The organism is Sphingomonas dokdonensis (genome assembly GCF_002197685.1).
Lineage (GTDB): Bacteria > Pseudomonadota > Alphaproteobacteria > Sphingomonadales > Sphingomonadaceae > Sphingomonas > Sphingomonas dokdonensis.
Map to the genome: position 1 here is coordinate 147,484 of NZ_NBBI01000001.1, position 15,832 is coordinate 163,315.

Genomic DNA, 15,832 nt, shown 5'->3' on the forward strand with positions numbered 1-15,832 from the left:
CAGGTGCCTTGCGGCGTGCGAACCGCCACCTATATCGCGCTTCGTCAACGCTGTTCCGTCGCCGTAACGGGGCGAAGCAGCACGGTTTTTGTTCACTCAAATTGTTTCAGGCAGGGGCTAGAAGAGCACTCATGGCAAAAGTTATCGGTATCGACCTTGGGACCACCAACAGCTGCGTTGCGGTGATGGAGGGCGGCAAGCCCAAGGTGATCGAGAATGCGGAAGGCGCGCGCACCACGCCGTCGATCGTCGCCTTCGCCAAGGATGGCGAGCGGCTGGTCGGCCAGCCGGCGAAGCGCCAGGCGGTGACCAACGGCGACAACACCATCTTCGCGGTGAAGCGCCTGATCGGTCGCCGGTTCGACGATCCGATCACCAAGAAGGATACCGAGCTGGTTCCCTACACGATCGTGAAGGGCCAGAATGGCGACGCGTGGGTGCAGGCCGGCGGCAAGGATTATTCGCCGTCGCAGATCAGCGCCTTCACGCTGCAGAAGATGAAGGAAACCGCCGAGAGCTATCTTGGCGAGACCGTGACGCAGGCCGTCATCACCGTGCCGGCATATTTCAACGACGCGCAGCGCCAGGCGACCAAGGACGCCGGCCAGATCGCAGGGCTTGAAGTGCTGCGCATCATCAACGAGCCGACCGCGGCGGCGCTGGCCTATGGCCTCGAAAAGCAGGATGGCAAGACGATCGCGGTCTATGACCTTGGCGGCGGCACGTTCGACGTGTCGATCCTGGAGATCGGCGACGGTGTGTTCGAGGTGAAGTCGACCAACGGCGACACCTTCCTCGGCGGTGAGGATTTCGACAACAAGGTCGTCGAATATCTCGCCGAGGGCTTCAAGAAGGACGAGGGCATCGACCTCGCCAAGGACAAGCTCGCGCTGCAGCGCCTGAAGGAAGCGGCCGAGAAGGCGAAGATCGAGCTGTCGTCGGCGGCATCGACCGAGGTGAACCTGCCGTTCATCACCGCCGACCAGAACGGGCCGAAGCACCTCGTCAAGACGATCAGCCGCGCCGACCTGGAGCGGATGGTCGACAGCCTGATCCAGCGCACGATCGAGCCGATGAAGAAGGCACTCGCCGACGCCGGCGTGAAGGCCAGCGACATCAGCGAAGTGGTGCTGGTGGGCGGCATGACCCGCATGCCCAAGGTGCGCGAAGCGGTGAAGAACTTCTTCGGCAAGGAGCCGCACACCGGCGTGAACCCGGACGAAGTCGTGGCAATGGGCGCGGCGATCCAGGCGGGCGTGCTGCAGGGCGACGTGAAGGACGTGCTGCTGCTCGACGTAACCCCGCTGTCGCTGGGCATCGAGACGCTGGGCGGTGTGTTCACCCGCATGATCGATCGCAACACCACGATCCCGACCAAGAAGTCGCAGACCTACTCCACCGCTGACGACAATCAGGGTGCCGTGACGATCCGCGTCTTCCAGGGCGAGCGCGAGATGGCGGCCGACAACAAGATGCTCGGCCAGTTCGATCTCGTCGGCATTCCGCCGGCGCCGCGCGGCGTGCCGCAGATCGAGGTGACGTTCGACATCGACGCCAACGGCATCGTGAACGTCAGCGCCAAGGACAAGGGCACCGGCAAGGAGCAGCAGATCCGCATCCAGGCCAGCGGCGGCCTGTCGGACAGCGACATCGAGAAGATGGTGCAGGAAGCCGAGCAGTTCGCCGAGGAAGACAAGAAGCGCAAGGCAGGTGCCGAGGCGAAGAACAACGCCGAGAGCCTGATCCACACCACCGAGCGCCAGCTGGCCGACAATGGCGACAAGGTGGACGAGGCGCTGAAGGGCGAGATCCAGTCCGCGATCGATGCCGCCAAGGCAGCGGTCGAGGGCGGCGACCCCGACGCGATGAACGAGAAGAGCCAGGCGCTCGCGCAGGTCGCGATGAAGCTTGGTCAGGCGATCTACGAGAAGCAGCAGCAGGCTGAGGCTTCCCCGACCGCCGACGCCGATGCGGCGCCGAAGGACGACGATGTGGTCGACGCCGAATTCTCGGAAGTCGACGACAACCAGAAGGCGTAAGTGATGCAGCGGGTCGCCTTCCCACCCCTGGGAGGGCGGCCCGTTCGTCATGCGCGCGGGGGCGCTGAATGACCGAAGTTGATTATTACGAGCTGCTTGAATGCGAGCGCACGGCGGATGCCGGCACGATCAAGACGGCGTATCGCAAGCTCGCGATGAAGTATCACCCGGACAAGAACGCCGGGTGCAAGGAATCAGAGGCGAAGTTCAAGGCGGTCAGCGAAGCCTATGACTGCCTGAAGGATCCGCAGAAGCGGGCGGCCTACGATCGCTACGGCCATGCCGCGTTCCGCAACGGCGGCGGTGGTGGTGGCGGGCACGGCCAGGATTTCTCCGGCTTTTCCGACATTTTCGAAAGCGTGTTCGGCGAGTTCATGGGCGGCCGCGCGGGTGGCCGCCAGCAGGTGCGCCGCGGCGCGGACCTGCGCTACGACATGGAGATCACGCTGGAGGAGGCCTATCACGGCAAGTCCGCGGAGATCACCGTCGATGTGACGGCAGCATGCGACACCTGCCACGGCTCGGGCGCGCGCGCGGGTAGCCATCCGCACACCTGCAACACCTGCGCCGGGCACGGCAAGGTGCGCGCGCAGCAGGGCTTTTTCGTGGTCGAGCGCGCCTGCCCGGTCTGCAACGGCTCGGGCCAGGTGATCGACGATCCGTGCCCCGATTGCCGTGGCGATGGGCGGATCGAGCGTACCAAGACGCTGAGCGTCGAAATCCCGCCGGGCGTCGACGAGGGTACCCGCGTCCGCATGACGGGCGAGGGCGAGGCGGGGGCACGCGGTGCGCCGGCGGGCGACCTCTACATCTTCCTCCATGTGAAGCGGCACAGCCTGTTCGAGCGCGAAGGGACGACGCTGTTCGCGCGCGCGCCGATCAGCTTCACCACCGCGGCGCTGGGCGGATCGCTGACGATCCCGGGGCTCGACGGGCGCAACCACGAGCTGCGCATCCCCGCGGGCATCCAGTCGGGCAAGCAATTGCGCCAGCGCGGCGCGGGCATGCCGGTGCTGCAGGGCCGTGGCTTTGGCGACCTGGTAGTGCAGATCGATGTCGAGACGCCGACCAAGCTGTCGACGCGCCAGCGCGCGCTGCTGGAGGAATTTCGCGAAACCGAAACGGGCGACGAATGCCCCGCCAGCCAGGGGTTTTTCTCGCGCCTGAAGAATGCCTTCGCCGGCGAGTGATGGCGGCGCTATAGTCACGGCGGGGGCCATAAGGAGAGGTAGAATGCGTATCCTGTTCCCCGCCGCGCTCGCCATTGCCGCCGTTGCGGCACCCGGCGCCGCGCGTGACCGCAACGCGGTGCCCGCCGCGACCCCGACCGGCAAGGCGGAAAGCTGCATCCCGATCCGCAACATTCGCGAAAGCCTGGTGCGCAGCGACCGGATCATCGACTTTCGGGTGAACGGCAACCGCTATTACCGCGTCACCTTGCCCAATTCCTGCCCCAACCTCGGCTTCGAGCGGCGCTTCAGCTATGCGACGTCGCTTAGCCAATTGTGCGCGCAGGACATCATCACCGTGTTCAGCCAGACGCCGCCGATGGCGGGTGCGAGCTGTGGCCTGGCGCCGTTCCAGCCGGTGACGCTCGCGAAGTAAGCCGATGGCGCGGCGTGGGAGCGCCAGCGCGTAAAACCGCTGGCGCCCACCGCCATGCGCTGCTAGGCGCAACTTTCTGGCACCCGTAGCTCAGCTGGATAGAGCGCTGCCCTCCGAAGGCAGAGGCCACAGGTTCGAATCCTGTCGGGTGCGCCATCACCGATCGCTGGTTTCTTCTCCGCCCGCCCCCGCTGGTAGGCGGCGCTGCGCCTGGTTCGTGGGTTCGCTCCAGCCGCCGCCGAGTGCCAGGAACACTGCGATCTGATCGTCCGCGAGTTGCGCGGTCGCCGTGGCGGCGGCGACTTCGGCTTGCGCCTGGCTGCGCTGGGCATCGAGCAGGGACAGGAAATCGCCGCGGCCGAAGCGGAACAGCGTGCCCGCCTGCTTGGCGGATAGCGCGGCGTCGTCTCTGGCGCGGGTCAGCAGCGCCGCGCGGTCGCGATTTCGGGCGTAGGTTTCGAGCGCGGTTTCCGTATCGCGCAGCGCGGTGAGCACGGTTGAGTCGAAGCCGGCGAGGTCCGCGGCAACCTGCGCATCGGCCTGCGCGATCCGGGCGCGGACGATCGGGCGGTTGGGGAACGACCAGTTGATCAAAGGGCCGAGCGCGAAGCCGAACGACGATCCAGACCCCAATTGATTGAGCGGGCCCGCCACGCTGGCGCTGCCGCCCAGGCTGACCTGCGGATAAAGATCGGCCGTGGCGACGCCGATCCGCGCAGTATCGGCGGCGATGCGGCGTTCGGCCTGGCGGATATCGGGTCGGCGCCGGATCAGCGCGGCGCCGTCGCCCACCGGCATCGGGCGGGTAAGCCGGGGCAGAGTGGCGCATTGTGCCACATCGCCCGGATAGTCGGCGGGCGGGCGGCCGAGCAGGGTGGCAAGCAGGAATAAGGCGCCCTGCCGCCGGGCAGCGAGGCCGGGCAAGGCGGCGCGGCTGCTGTCGACCGCCGTCTGCGCGCGGCTGACATCAAAGGCCGTGCCGCGCCCGCCGCGTTGCAGGCGGCGCGTCGCGTCCAGCGTTGCGGCTTGCAGGCGCACGACGCGCTGGTTCACTGCGAGCTGGTAATTGGCGGCGCAGGCATCGGCATAAGCCTTTGCGGTGGCCGCGGCGACGCTGATCCGCACCGCGTCGCGCGCGGCCGCGACCGCATCGCGATCGGCCAGGCTTGCCTCGATCGCGCGACGCAGCTTGCCGCGCACGTCGAGCGGATAGGCGAGGGTGATGCCGAGCTGATAGCCGAGCACGCCGGGCAGATGCTCTCCCGTGCCGGCTGGCCGCGCCAACGTGTCGCTGCTGCCGAGCACCGTCGAGAGCGCGCGATTGCCGGCGGCCTCACGCACGACCGCGTCGGCCCGCGCGAGATTGGCGTCGGCCACGCGCAGGTCGGCATTGGCGGCGAGCGCCTGTTCGACCAGCGCGTCAAGCCGCGGGTCGGCATAAAGCCGCCACCAATGATCGGGCAGGTCCGCCTGGGAGAAGGCGCTGCCGGTGGCGGAGACGAACGCGCCGGTCGCGGCGGGCGCGGTGGCCACGGAATGTTCGGGCGGATGGTAATCGGGTCCGGCGGTGGCGCATCCTGCCAGCAGCGCGGCGAGCCCGACGATTGCGGATCGGCGCATCGCGATCACCCTGCCACCGGCTGGATGTCGACGGTGGCGGTGCGCCCGCTGATGAGGCGGATCTCCGGCGGTACGTCGATGAGCTTGATGCGCACGGGAATGCGCTGCGCCAGCCGCACCCAGGAAAAGGTCGGCTCGACGGTGGGCAGAAGATTGCCGGCGTTGCTGCGGGTCGCGTCGTTGATGCCCGAGGCGATGCTTTCGACCCGGCCCTTCAGCGCGCGCGGCTCGCCCATCAGGTGAACGGTGACGGGCGCGCCGATGCGGATCAGCGGCAGCTTCGTTTCCTCGAAATAGCCCTCGACCCGCAGGCTGTCGCGATCGATCAGCGCCAGCGCCTGCTGCCCGGCGGCGACATAATCGCCGGGGTGAAGATCGAGATTGGTGACGGTGCCGTTGACCGAGGCGGTGACGCGGGTGCGCGTCAGGTTGAGCTGGGCCGCCTCGCGCGTGGTGAGCGCCTGGGCGAGCGCGGCCTGGGCGGTGGCGACGCGCGCGACATTCTGTTCGTGCGCCTCGGCCGCGACCAGATCGCCGAGCGCGAGGTCGCGCTGCGCTTCGCGCCGAGCCTGCGCCAGTGTGGCGCGCGCGCTGGCCACGGCGGCGTCCGCCTGTGTCACCGCCAGCGAGTACCGCGGCTTGTCGATCACGAACAGCAGGTCGCCGGCGCGGACCGCCTGATTGTCGCGCACGTCGACCTCCGTGACGAGGCCGTTGATGTCGGGCGTCACGCGCACGACGTCCGCGCGGACGCGCCCGTCGCGGGTCCATGGGCTGCGCTCGTAATGGCGCCAGAGCCATAATGCGACGAACACGGCCAGCACGACGATGACGATGGTGGCGGCGCTGCGGCCGATTGCGGAAGGTATCTTGATCACAAATGTACGCCAAGCAGAGGAAAGAGGACGGCCAGTGCCGCCAAGACGAAGATGAAAAGGCAGACGTCCACCAGCGCGCCGTAGGCGACGAAGCGATACAGGCCGGCCTTGCTGGCCACGCGAACGAGCAGGGCGGTCAGCAGCAGCGCCAGAAGCGCGACAACGAGCAGCGTGGGGACGAATACCGCGCCGATTGCGATCTCGCCGATCATGCCGCGACCCCGCGATAGCTCAGCGCCTCGGGGAAGAGGTTGCGCCGGAGGCTGACCAGCCCCAGCGCGGCGTCGCGGCGGACGGCCGGCGCATCGGCCGCGGCATAGGCCGCCAACGCTGCATCTATTTCGCCGAGCAGCGCCGGATTGGCGGGTGCAGGCGCCGCGGGATCGAGATTGCGGTAATAAGCGCCCACATCGCGCAGCACGTCGGTGAGCGGCGCTGCGTCCATCGGCGGCATGGCCAGGCGGACCTGTCGCAACTCGGCGATCGCGGCACCTGTGCGCAGATCACGCAGCGCGTCATAGAGCGGCGTGCCGTCGCGCTGACCCTGCAACGCCAGCCGCGGCGCGAGCAGCGCCACGCGATCCAGCATGCGATTGATCCAGCCGCGCAGATCGGGCGGGCCGCTCGCGTCGCTACGCCGTGCGATATCACGCCATCCCGCCGCGATCGTCCGCCGGATCGCCTTTTCCACACCGGCCGTTTGCAACAGCCGCGCCATGGTGATCGCAAAGGCGACACCGACGAGCTGCGCGATGGCGCCATTAACGAAGGGGGCGAAGGCGCCCTGATAGCGGCTGGCGATGATCGCCGGACTGCCCAGCCCGAGCAAGGTAGGCAGCGCGATCCCGGCATAGCGCGGACTGTGCATCAGCGCGCCCAGAACAAGGAGCGGCGGCGCCAGCACAGCGACGAGCATCGGAAAGCCGTCGATCCGCGGCAACACGGCATAGCCGTAGAATGCGCCCAGCAGGGTTGCGACCAGCGTGCCAAGGAGGAAGCCACGCAGCGGCACGAGCGGATCGTCGCTCGCCGCGAACAGCGCCAGGAACACGCCGGCCAGCATCACCGCGGTGGCGCCGTCCTGCCACCCGCTGACGATCCATAGCGCCGACCCGATCAGGATGGTGAGAAAGGCGCCCAGTGCCGCGCGCATGGCGCCGGCATAATCGCGATGGAGCTCGCGATTGCGGCGCCCCTCGAGAAGTTCGCCGGCACGCGGGGTGACGGGCATCCAGCTTGGCGTGGTCATCTGATCGACAAGATCGCGGCAGTCGCGGTGCGCATCGATGAGCGCTCCGAGCCGCGCCAGCAGGCTGAGCCGCAGCAGATCGCGCCAGTCGCTGTGCGCGCTGACCGACGGCTCAATCGCGGCGGCGCGGCCGTGCAGCGCGGCGGCCTGCGCCGTGCGCGTCTCGTGATCGGTGGCGGGGGCGGCCAGCCACGCGCGAACGTCCGCCAGCAGTGCGAGGAGATCGGCGGACAGCCCGCCGGGCGCCGCCTGCAGCAGGCGCAGCCGGTCCTCCACCGCGGCGCCGAGCGGGAGCAAGAGCGACAATTGGTCCTGCAGCGCACGAACGGTGCGAACGCGCGGCGCATGGCTGCTGGTTTCGAAAGGAAGATGGATCGAGAGCTGGTGCAACTCGCTGACGTCCTGTGCCAGCCGGCGACGCTCGGCATCGAGATCGGGGCGTGGCTCCAGCGCGAGCAGATCGCGCGACCAGCGCTCCGCATCGACCAGGATCGACGCCACGCGTCCAAGCAGGAAACGTGTGACCGACCCGGGCAGCACGACCCCGTGAACGAGGCTGCCACACAGGATGCCGAGGGTGATTTCCTGAACCCGCAGACTGGCGATGGTGAAGATCGCGCCCGGTGTCTCGACGCTCGGCAGCACGATCAGGCACGCGCTGTAGCCGGCGAGGACGAACATGTAAGAGCGCGGCGTGCGATCGAGCAGCGACACGAAGACGCACAAACCCAGCCATGACGCGATCGCCAGCGTCAGCAGCTCCGGGCTGTTCACCAGCGGTGGCACCATGGCGACCGCCGCCGTTGCGCCCACGAAGGTGCCGATGATCCGGAACAGGGCCTTTGACAGCACGGCGCCGGCGAGCGGCTGTGCCACGATATACGCGGTCAGAAATGCCCAATAGGGTCGATCGAGATTGATCGAGAACGCCAGATACGTGGCGAGCATCGCGGCCGCGAACGACTTGAGCGAAAAGAGCGCCGCCGGGATGCCATAGCGTTGGGTCATGCCCGGAGGCGCCGCTGCTCGATCCGCCCGGCGATATGATCGAGCATCGACACCATCAGAGCGATATCGGCTTCGGGCAATCCTTCGAGCAGCTCCGCACGCAGCGCGGTCAGCCGCGCCTCGATCTGTTGTGCAAGCGCGACACCGGCGTCGGTAAGGCGGACGTGATTGGCGCGGCGATCGCCCTGATCGGCCTGTCGCGCGACGAGACCGCGCCGATCAAGATCGGCCAGCGTGCGGGTGAGCGATGCCGGCGTGATCCCGATCGCCTCCGCCAGTTCGCGTTGGCGCGTGTCCGGCCCCAGCCGCGAGAGGTGGGTGAGGCACCAGCCGCTGGAGTTGGAGATGGAGAATTCGGCAAGCACGCTGTCGGCCAAGCGGTGCCAGGCTCGCGTGACCGGGCTCATGCGAGTTGCAAACTCACGGTATATCTGAGGATCGGGCACGCAGCGTTAGTTAGCGTGCTAAACGAATCGTACAAGAGGCTGGTGGTGTAGTTTTCCTGAGGCAGTGGGCGTGAAACATATCTCCCCCTTGCCGCGTCTAACGCAGGAGGCCCGATCGGCGGGTCTGCCGAGTGGAGCCGCAAGGAGAGCCTGTTTGCGCACGATTGCCCTGATGACCGCCAGCGCCGCAATGGCCCTGGCTCCGGTGGCTGCTACCGCCCAGACCGCGCGAGCGATCTCGCAATCGGATCGTGCGCAGGGGATGCAGGCCAATCCGCAACTCGTGGCGGAGTTCGGCGGGCGTTACGACGGGCCGCAGGCTGCCTATGTGGAGCGGGTCGGCAAAAAGGTGGCGGTGCAATCGGGCTTGTCGAATGCGCAGGGTGATTTCACCGTGCAGTTGCTCAACTCGCCGGTGGAGAACGCCTTCGCCATACCGGGCGGCTATATCTACGTCACCCGCCAGTTGCTGGCGCTGATGAACAGCGAGGACGAGCTTGCCTTTGTGATGGGGCATGAGGTGGGCCATGTCGCCGCGCGGCACTCGGCCGGTAGGCAGCGCACCTCGACGATCGGCGGCGTTCTGGCGGGGATTGTCGGGGCGGCGGCGGGCAATTCGGCGCTGGGGCAATTGGTGGCGACCGGGGCGCAGCGCGCGACGCAGCTTTACGGCCTGAAATACGGGCGCGATCAGGAATATCAGGCCGATGGGCTGGGCGTGCGCTATGTCACGGGCGCGGGCTACAATCCCTATGCCGCGCCCGAGATCCTCGGGCAATTGGGCGCGAGCACCGCGCTGACCGCGCGCGCGTCCGGCAGCGACGCCAACGCCGCACCAACCTGGCTCAGCACGCACCCGTCGAGCGCGGATCGCGTCGCGCGGGCGCGGGCGCTGGCGCAACAGGCGCGCCGTGCCGGTGCACAGCAGACGCAGGACGTGGCGTTCCTGCGGATGCTGGACGGCATGCGCTACGACGATGATCCGGCGCAGGGCGTGATCGACGGGCAGGTGTTTCGCCAGCCGGCGATGCGGGTGAAGTTCACTGCACCCGCGGGATATCGCATCAACAATTCGACCGAGGCGGTGACGGTGCAGGGCGCGCGTGGCCAGGCGCAACTGAGTGCGGCGCCGCGCGGCACGAGCGATCTGTCGGCGGCGGTGGTGCAGCGGTTCCAGGCGCTGGGCGCGCAGGTCTCGGCGGATCAGGTGCGCGCCACCAGCGTCAATGGCCGGCAGGCGGCGGTGGCGACGGTCAGCGCAACCGCGAACCGGCAGCGCGTGGACGCCACGGTGATCGCGATGCCGCTCGCGGGGGCGACCTATCTGTGGACGCTGGTGACGCCATCGGGCGCCGGCGTGGCGGCGTTCGAGCCGCTGCTCGCGAGCTTCACCACCATGACTGACGCCGAGGTGAAGGCGGTCCGCGGCAAGCGCATCCGCATCCACACGGTGCGCGCGGGCGACACGATCGACACGCTGGCGCGGCAGATGGACTATCCGACGCTGCAGCGGGACCGGTTCGTGACGCTGAACGGGCTGACCAATGGGGAAACGCTGCGTCCGGGCATGCTGGTGAAGCTGGTCGTCGCGGGCTGAACGTCGATCGGCGGCGGGTGGTGGCGGCTGTTCTGCGGCAATGCAGCGGAACAGACTGATCGCTTCGTCGCTTGGTAAGGGTCACGGCTACGGCCGTGCCGACCTCACACGGATCTTTTGGAAGGAGAAGGGGTATGATTTCGAAGCTTCTTGGTGGCCTGGCGGCAGGCGCGATCGCGCTGACGCCGGTGGCGGCGAGTGCCGCCAACAGCGCGGCGGCATTGTCGCCGGTACGGGCCGCGACGCCGGTGGCCGATTCGGAGAAGGCCGCTAGCGGCGGCATCATTCCGGCAATCCTGGCGGCGGCGATCGTCGCGGGTGGCATCTACCTTGTCGTCGACGACGACGACGATTCGGACAGCAACTGATCGCGAGGCGGCGGGGAGGGGAAACCTTCTCCGCCGTTTTCTTAGGTGGCGCTTAGCGTCGGCTGCGGCGGCGGGTGGTGCAGCCAAAAGCCGGCCGTTGCTGACTTAGGTCCGCGCGTAGGGCGATCCGTGACGGTGCGCCGCCGTCGCTCGCCGCATCATCTGCGTTTTAAGAACCGGCGCCGATCAGGTGCGGACAGCGCTGCTGTCTTCGGCGCCGCTTGTCGGCTCCGTACGGCGGACGGGAGGCCGGACATCACGTAGACGCTGGATGTGCAGCGCTTGACCAGTTGCACAATCTTAAGACGATCGTCGCGCGCGATCCCTATCGGACCGTCGGCTCCAGCTCTCGTGAAGCAGGCAAAAAAATAGCGGCCGATTGGCCGCTATTTCCTTCAACTTGAGCGAAAGCTCAGTTGCTGTCGGCGTCGTCGTCCGAGTCAGCAATGATCACGATGCCCGCGATCACAGCAGCAGCGGCCAGAACAGCGACGATCACGCCACCGCCAGCAGCTTCTTCACCCTTGGCAGCCGGAGCGCTGGCGCGCGACAGCTTAGCAGCCGAAGTCGGAGCAGCAACGGCAGGAGCCGCAGCGAGCGAGGCAGCGGCAACGGCCGCCATGTAATTACGAAGCTTCATCACGAACTCCCTTTTTTGTCCGTCGCGACGCCCTGCCAGAGAAGCGGTCGCAACGCAATCCATATACCGCACTATGCCGGTAGGTGTTGCAGCAAATCGGTGCTGTGTTGCAGCATTTCAACGCCAATCTCGATCATTCTGCCGCAACTTGAGATATTTCGTCCGTATTGAGGTACCAGCGATGCTGCCCCTCCAGCCCCAAAGCGGTGAGTCGACCGGTGCGATAGGCGCCAGTGTCGATCCCGATTCTGTTGGCACGCTCATCCACATCGTCGGTGATGGTGTGGCCGTGCACCACCAGCTTGCCGTGGTTCCCGGAGAAGTCGAGGAAGGGCTGGCGGATCCAGCGCAGGTCGTTGGTGCTCTGCTGGTCCAGCGCGACGCCGGGGCGGATGCCGGCGTGGACGAACAGATAATCACCTTCGACCAGATAGTCGTCGAGCCCGCGCAGAAAGGCGATGTCTGCCCCGGGGATCGCCCCGGCCATCATTTCGGCCAGTTCGGCGACGCTCGCCTGATCGATCGCCTGCGGATCGAGGCCGTAGCTGACCAGCGTCTCGAACCCGCCAGCGCGGAGCAGCAGGCGGATCAGATCACCGTTGCCGTCATAGGCGCCGAGGAAGATTTCCTCATGGTTGCCCGAAAGGCAGCGCGTGTCGGGGCGTTCGGCGCAAAGCGTGCGGACACGATCGACGACACCCGCCGAATCGCTGCCGCGATCAACCAGGTCGCCGAGAAAGATGATCCCGGTCTGCGCGCCGCCCCGCGCGGCATCGTCCTTCTCGATCTGCGCCAGCAGCGCGTCGAGCAGGTCGAGGCGGCCGTGGATGTCGCCGATCGCATAGATGCGTCGGCCGGCCGGCAGCTCGGCCTGGATCGGTTCGGGGCGACGGCGCGGGAAAAGGCGCGAAAGCATAAGCGGCCGGATTGTTGGGAAAGATTGTCGCCTTACCCAACGCTACTCGCAGCCGCAATATCCCGGTCGATCAGCTTGCCATGCGCAACGGGGTGGAACGGGCGGAGGGCTGATCCGGCCAGATGCCGCGGGTGTCGAGCACCTGCTTGGTCGCGCGCTCCTCCAGCGGCACCGAGCGGAACACGTCGTGATCGACCAGCACGATCATCAGCGGGCAGCGCTCGATCGCGGTGTCGATGTCGATCAGCGTCGCGCCGGTCTTCGCCAGCGCCTCGGGCAACTCGCTGGCATAAGGCTCGACGATGCGAACGCGGCTGCCGAACCGCTCGGCGAGCGCGGTGGCGACGCGCAGCGCCGGGCTTTCGCGGAAATCGTCGATGTTCGCCTTGAACGCGAGACCGAGGCAAGCGACCGGCACGCCGGGGTTCGCCTCGATCATCGCGGCGGCGCTGGCGACGACATGATCGGTCTTGCCGTCGTTCACCTCGCGCGCGGTGCGGATCAGCGGGGTGTTGGCGGGATCGGCAGCGACGAGGAACCACGGGTCGACCGCGATGCAATGGCCGCCGACGCCGGGGCCGGGCTGAAGGATGTTCACGCGCGGGTGACGATTGGCGAGCCGGATCACCTCCCACACGTCGACGCCCATCGTCTCGGCGACCAGGCTGAGTTCGTTGGCGAAGGCGATGTTGACGTCGCGGAAGGCGTTTTCGGTCAGCTTCGTCATCTCCGCCGCGCGCGCATTGGTGGTGACGCAGGCACCGCGCACGAAGCGGCGATAGAAGGTGAGGGCCTTGCGCGCGCAGCGCGGGGTAATACCGCCGATCACGCGATCATTGTCGATCAGCTCGACCAAGATGCGGCCGGGCAGCACGCGCTCGGGACAATAGGCCACGGCATAATCGGCGCCGTCGCCCATGCCGGGGGCGCGCAGATCGGGGCGGAGGCGGGCCAGGAGGTCGCGCACCTTTTCCGTGGTGCCGACGGGCGAAGTGGATTCGAGGATCACCGTGTCGCCGGCCTTCAGCACCGCCGCGAGGCTGGTCGCCGCCTCCAGCACATACGCGATGTCGGGGGAGCGATCGTCCTTGAACGGCGTGGGCACGGCGATGACGAAGACGTCGGCCGGCTCGATCCGGGTCGAGGCGCGCAGGTGGCCGCGCGAGACGACGCCCGAGACGAGGCCGTCGAGATCCACTTCCTCGATATGGACGCGGCCGGAATTTATCGTGTCCACCACCGACTGGTGCACGTCGATGCCCAGAACGCGCGCGCCGGTGCGCGCGATGACGGCGGCGGTCGGCAGGCCGATATAGCCCAGCCCAAGCACGACGACGTTCAGTTCGTTATCCGATTTCATCAGCGATGATCCCCGCGATCCGCGCACTGGCATGGCCGTCCCCGAATGGATTGTGGGCACGCGCCATGGCGGCATAGGCAGCCTTGTTGTCGAGAAGGGTGAAGACTTCGGAAACGATCCGGTCTTCGTCGGCGCCGATCAGCTTGGCCGTGCCGGCAACGACGCCCTCGGGTCGCTCGGTCGTGTCGCGCATCACCAGCACTGGTTTGCCCAGCGCGGGCGCTTCCTCCTGCACGCCGCCCGAGTCGGTGAGTGCCAAGTCGCACATGCCGAGCGCGCGAATGAAATGCGGGTAATCGAGCGGGTCGATGCGCGCCACATTGGCGTGCTGGCCGAGCACCGTCTCCATCACCGAGGCGACATTGGGATTGGGGTGCATCGGGAAGATCACGGCGACGTCTTCGCGTGCGCCGATCCGCGCGATGGCGCGGGCGATCGCGGCCATGCCGTCGCCGAAATTCTCACGCCGGTGCGTGGTGACCAGTACGACACGCTTGCCGGCGAAGCGGGCGGCGAGATCGTCCAATTGGCCGGCGAGCTGCGGCTCTGCGGCGATCCGATTGCCTGTCCAGTGCAGCGCGTCGATCACCGTGTTGCCGGTGACGTGGACGCCCCTCGTCACGTTTTCGCGCGCCAGGGCATCGGCGGCGGTCTGCGTCGGTGCGAAGTGAAGATCGGCGATCGGCGCGACGATGCGGCGGTTCACCTCCTCGGGCCAGGGGTGATAGATGTCGCCCGAGCGAAGCCCGGCCTCGACATGCGCAACGGGGATCTTGCGATAATAAGCCGCCAGCGCGCCGCACATCGCGGTTGCCGTGTCGCCTTGCACGATCACGCGATCGGGCCGCTCCTTGTCGAGCACATCGCCGATGCCGGTGAGCAGGCGCGCGGTGAGGCGGTCAAGCGTCTGTCCCGGCTCCATGAGATCGAGGTCGACGTCGGGCGAGAGGCCGGCGATGGCGAGAACCTGATCGAGCAGCCCGCGATGCTGCGCCGTCACGAGGGTGCGCACTTCAAGCCCCGCGCGAGCCTGCAACGCCCGCACGACGGGGAACAATTTTATCGCCTCGGGTCGCGTTCCAAAGATAACCAGCGTTTTCATGAGCAGCGGCCTAGCAAGTAGCGATTAAGGACGGCCTAAGCGGCTCTACGCGATTGATGCTTTGCCGCAACGGTCTCGCTGGCTAAGGCCGGCGCGGGCCACGCCTTGGGGAGAGTTCAACCGATGTCGTCGATCAAGCCGCTGCGCAAAGCCGTTTTCCCGGTCGCCGGCCTCGGCACGCGATTCCTGCCGGCCACCAAGTCGATGCCGAAGGAAATGCTGACCGTCGTCGACAAGCCGCTGATCCAATATGCGGTGGAAGAGGCGCTGGAGGCCGGGATCGAGCAGATCATCTTCGTCACCGGGCGCGGCAAGGGGGCGCTCGAAGATCATTTCGACATCTCCTACGAGCTGGAAGCGACGATGAAGGCGCGGGGCAAGTCGCTCGCGCTGATCGAGAACATCCGGCAGACGCCGGGATCGCCCGTTTATGTGCGCCAGCAGGAGCCGCTGGGGCTGGGCCATGCCGTATGGTGCGCGCGCGAGATCGTGGGGGACGAGCCGTTCGCCGTGCTGCTGCCAGACGAGCTGATGGTCGGCACGCCCGGCTTCCTGGCGCAGATGGTGGAAGCCTATCACCGCGTCGGTGGCAATCTGATCGGCGCGCTGGAAGTGGCGCCGGAAGAAACCGACAAATACGGCATCATCACGCCCGGCGCGGTCGACGGACCGCTGACCGAAGTGCTGGAGGTGATCGAAAAGCCCAAGCAGGGCACCGCCAAGTCCAACCTGATGACGCCGGGGCGCTACATCCTGCAGCCCGAGGTGATGAAGATCCTCGACAATCCGGTGAAGGGCGCGGGCGGCGAGATCCAGCTGACCGACGCGATGGCGCAGCTGATCGGCAAGCAGCCGTTCCACGGCTATACCTTCGCCGGTGACCGATATGACTGCGGCGACAAGGCGGGGTTCATCCAGGCGAACCTGGCGCTGGCGCTGGCGCGCGAGGATATCGGGCCGTCGGTGCGCGCCTTCGCGCAGACGCTGCTGAGCTAGTCGCCCAA

Annotated in this window: 15 protein-coding genes and 1 tRNA gene; 7 read left to right on the forward strand and 9 right to left on the reverse strand. The window is 67.3% G+C overall.

The genetic code is table 11. The features are described from left to right. Positions 1–131 precede the first annotated feature (131 nt). From dnaK to SPDO_RS00665, 4 genes are all read left to right on the forward strand, one after another. Positions 132–2,039, forward strand: coding sequence for a molecular chaperone DnaK (gene dnaK / locus SPDO_RS00650; protein ID WP_088365543.1), 1,908 nt, complete (start codon positions 132–134; stop codon positions 2,037–2,039). 68 nt (positions 2,040–2,107) lie between these two features. Next, positions 2,108–3,229: a molecular chaperone DnaJ gene (gene dnaJ / locus SPDO_RS00655; RefSeq protein ID WP_088365544.1), complete on the forward strand. Its 1,122-nt coding sequence runs from the start codon at positions 2,108–2,110 to the stop codon at positions 3,227–3,229. Between the two features lie 43 nt (positions 3,230–3,272). Then, positions 3,273–3,644, forward strand: coding sequence for a hypothetical protein (locus tag SPDO_RS00660; protein ID WP_088365545.1), 372 nt, complete (start codon positions 3,273–3,275; stop codon positions 3,642–3,644). A 79-nt stretch (positions 3,645–3,723) separates the two neighbouring features. Beyond that, positions 3,724–3,800: transfer RNA gene (locus SPDO_RS00665), tRNA-Arg, on the forward strand. Here the strand turns inward: SPDO_RS00665 and SPDO_RS00670 are convergent. From SPDO_RS00670 to SPDO_RS00690, 5 genes are read right to left on the reverse strand one after another with little or no spacing between them, the layout of a single operon-like run. Beyond that, positions 3,801–5,264 (reverse strand): efflux transporter outer membrane subunit, encoded by a 1,464-nt coding sequence (locus tag SPDO_RS00670; protein WP_088366279.1) that lies wholly within the window; start codon positions 5,262–5,264, stop codon positions 3,801–3,803. A 5-nt stretch (positions 5,265–5,269) separates the two neighbouring features. Beyond that, positions 5,270–6,142: an efflux RND transporter periplasmic adaptor subunit gene (locus SPDO_RS00675; protein ID WP_088365546.1), complete on the reverse strand. Its 873-nt coding sequence runs from the start codon at positions 6,140–6,142 to the stop codon at positions 5,270–5,272. Next, a complete protein-coding gene (locus tag SPDO_RS00680; protein WP_088365547.1) occupies positions 6,139–6,354 on the reverse strand; it encodes a DUF1656 domain-containing protein in 216 nt (71 codons plus the stop codon). The genes SPDO_RS00675 and SPDO_RS00680 overlap by 4 nt, the downstream gene beginning before the upstream one ends. Next, complete coding sequence (locus SPDO_RS00685; protein WP_088365548.1) at positions 6,351–8,399, reverse strand: FUSC family protein; 2,049 nt, start codon at positions 8,397–8,399, stop codon at positions 6,351–6,353. The genes SPDO_RS00680 and SPDO_RS00685 overlap by 4 nt, the downstream gene beginning before the upstream one ends. Beyond that, entirely contained in the window at positions 8,396–8,776 is a 381-nt protein-coding gene (locus tag SPDO_RS00690) for a MarR family winged helix-turn-helix transcriptional regulator (RefSeq protein ID WP_245828945.1), read from the reverse strand. Before SPDO_RS00690 ends, SPDO_RS00685 begins: the two co-directional genes overlap by 4 nt. Positions 8,777–8,999: 223 nt before the next feature. Between SPDO_RS00690 and SPDO_RS00695 the strand changes: the two genes are divergently transcribed. Both SPDO_RS00695 and SPDO_RS00700 read left to right on the forward strand, forming a co-directional pair. Next, on the forward strand, positions 9,000–10,442 hold the full coding sequence (locus tag SPDO_RS00695) for a M48 family metalloprotease (protein WP_088365550.1): 1,443 nt from the start codon (positions 9,000–9,002) through the stop codon (positions 10,440–10,442). Between the two features lie 134 nt (positions 10,443–10,576). After that, the gene (locus tag SPDO_RS00700; RefSeq protein WP_088365551.1) at positions 10,577–10,810 is read left to right on the forward strand and encodes a hypothetical protein; all 234 of its coding nucleotides are present in this window, start codon (positions 10,577–10,579) and stop codon (positions 10,808–10,810) included. Positions 10,811–11,222: 412 nt separating this feature from the next. Here SPDO_RS00700 and SPDO_RS00705 read toward each other — a convergent pair whose 3' ends face one another. From SPDO_RS00705 to wecB, 4 genes are all read right to left on the reverse strand, one after another. Then, positions 11,223–11,450 (reverse strand): hypothetical protein, encoded by a 228-nt coding sequence (locus SPDO_RS00705; RefSeq protein WP_088366280.1) that lies wholly within the window; start codon positions 11,448–11,450, stop codon positions 11,223–11,225. Between the two features lie 133 nt (positions 11,451–11,583). Beyond that, positions 11,584–12,366, reverse strand: coding sequence for a metallophosphoesterase family protein (locus SPDO_RS00710; RefSeq protein ID WP_088365552.1), 783 nt, complete (start codon positions 12,364–12,366; stop codon positions 11,584–11,586). Between the two features lie 70 nt (positions 12,367–12,436). Further along, positions 12,437–13,726: a UDP-N-acetyl-D-mannosamine dehydrogenase gene (gene wecC, locus SPDO_RS00715; protein WP_088365553.1), complete on the reverse strand. Its 1,290-nt coding sequence runs from the start codon at positions 13,724–13,726 to the stop codon at positions 12,437–12,439. Beyond that, entirely contained in the window at positions 13,713–14,828 is a 1,116-nt protein-coding gene (gene wecB, locus SPDO_RS00720; protein WP_088365554.1) for a non-hydrolyzing UDP-N-acetylglucosamine 2-epimerase, read from the reverse strand. Before wecB ends, wecC begins: the two co-directional genes overlap by 14 nt. A 123-nt stretch (positions 14,829–14,951) precedes the next feature. On the opposite strand from wecB, the gene galU reads away from it, so the two are divergent. Continuing rightward, positions 14,952–15,824: a UTP--glucose-1-phosphate uridylyltransferase GalU gene (gene galU / locus SPDO_RS00725; RefSeq protein WP_088365555.1), complete on the forward strand. Its 873-nt coding sequence runs from the start codon at positions 14,952–14,954 to the stop codon at positions 15,822–15,824. Positions 15,825–15,832 lie beyond the last annotated feature (8 nt).

What these genes read in the sequence shown, in the direction of transcription:
- dnaK (WP_088365543.1), top strand. Translation starts at nt 132, where the DNA reads ATGGCAAAAGTTATCGGTATCGACCTTGGGACCACCAACAGCTGCGTT.
- dnaJ (WP_088365544.1), top strand. Translation starts at nt 2,108, where the DNA reads ATGACCGAAGTTGATTATTACGAGCTGCTTGAATGCGAGCGCACGGCG.
- SPDO_RS00660 (WP_088365545.1), top strand. Translation starts at nt 3,273, where the DNA reads ATGCGTATCCTGTTCCCCGCCGCGCTCGCCATTGCCGCCGTTGCGGCA.
- SPDO_RS00670 (WP_088366279.1), bottom strand. Translation starts at nt 5,264, where the DNA reads ATGCGCCGATCCGCAATCGTCGGGCTCGCCGCGCTGCTGGCAGGATGC.
- SPDO_RS00680 (WP_088365547.1), bottom strand. Translation starts at nt 6,354, where the DNA reads ATGATCGGCGAGATCGCAATCGGCGCGGTATTCGTCCCCACGCTGCTC.
- SPDO_RS00685 (WP_088365548.1), bottom strand. Translation starts at nt 8,399, where the DNA reads ATGACCCAACGCTATGGCATCCCGGCGGCGCTCTTTTCGCTCAAGTCG.
- SPDO_RS00700 (WP_088365551.1), top strand. Translation starts at nt 10,577, where the DNA reads ATGATTTCGAAGCTTCTTGGTGGCCTGGCGGCAGGCGCGATCGCGCTG.
- SPDO_RS00705 (WP_088366280.1), bottom strand. Translation starts at nt 11,450, where the DNA reads ATGAAGCTTCGTAATTACATGGCGGCCGTTGCCGCTGCCTCGCTCGCT.
- SPDO_RS00710 (WP_088365552.1), bottom strand. Translation starts at nt 12,366, where the DNA reads ATGCTTTCGCGCCTTTTCCCGCGCCGTCGCCCCGAACCGATCCAGGCC.
- wecC (WP_088365553.1), bottom strand. Translation starts at nt 13,726, where the DNA reads ATGAAATCGGATAACGAACTGAACGTCGTCGTGCTTGGGCTGGGCTAT.
- wecB (WP_088365554.1), bottom strand. Translation starts at nt 14,828, where the DNA reads ATGAAAACGCTGGTTATCTTTGGAACGCGACCCGAGGCGATAAAATTG.
- galU (WP_088365555.1), top strand. Translation starts at nt 14,952, where the DNA reads ATGTCGTCGATCAAGCCGCTGCGCAAAGCCGTTTTCCCGGTCGCCGGC.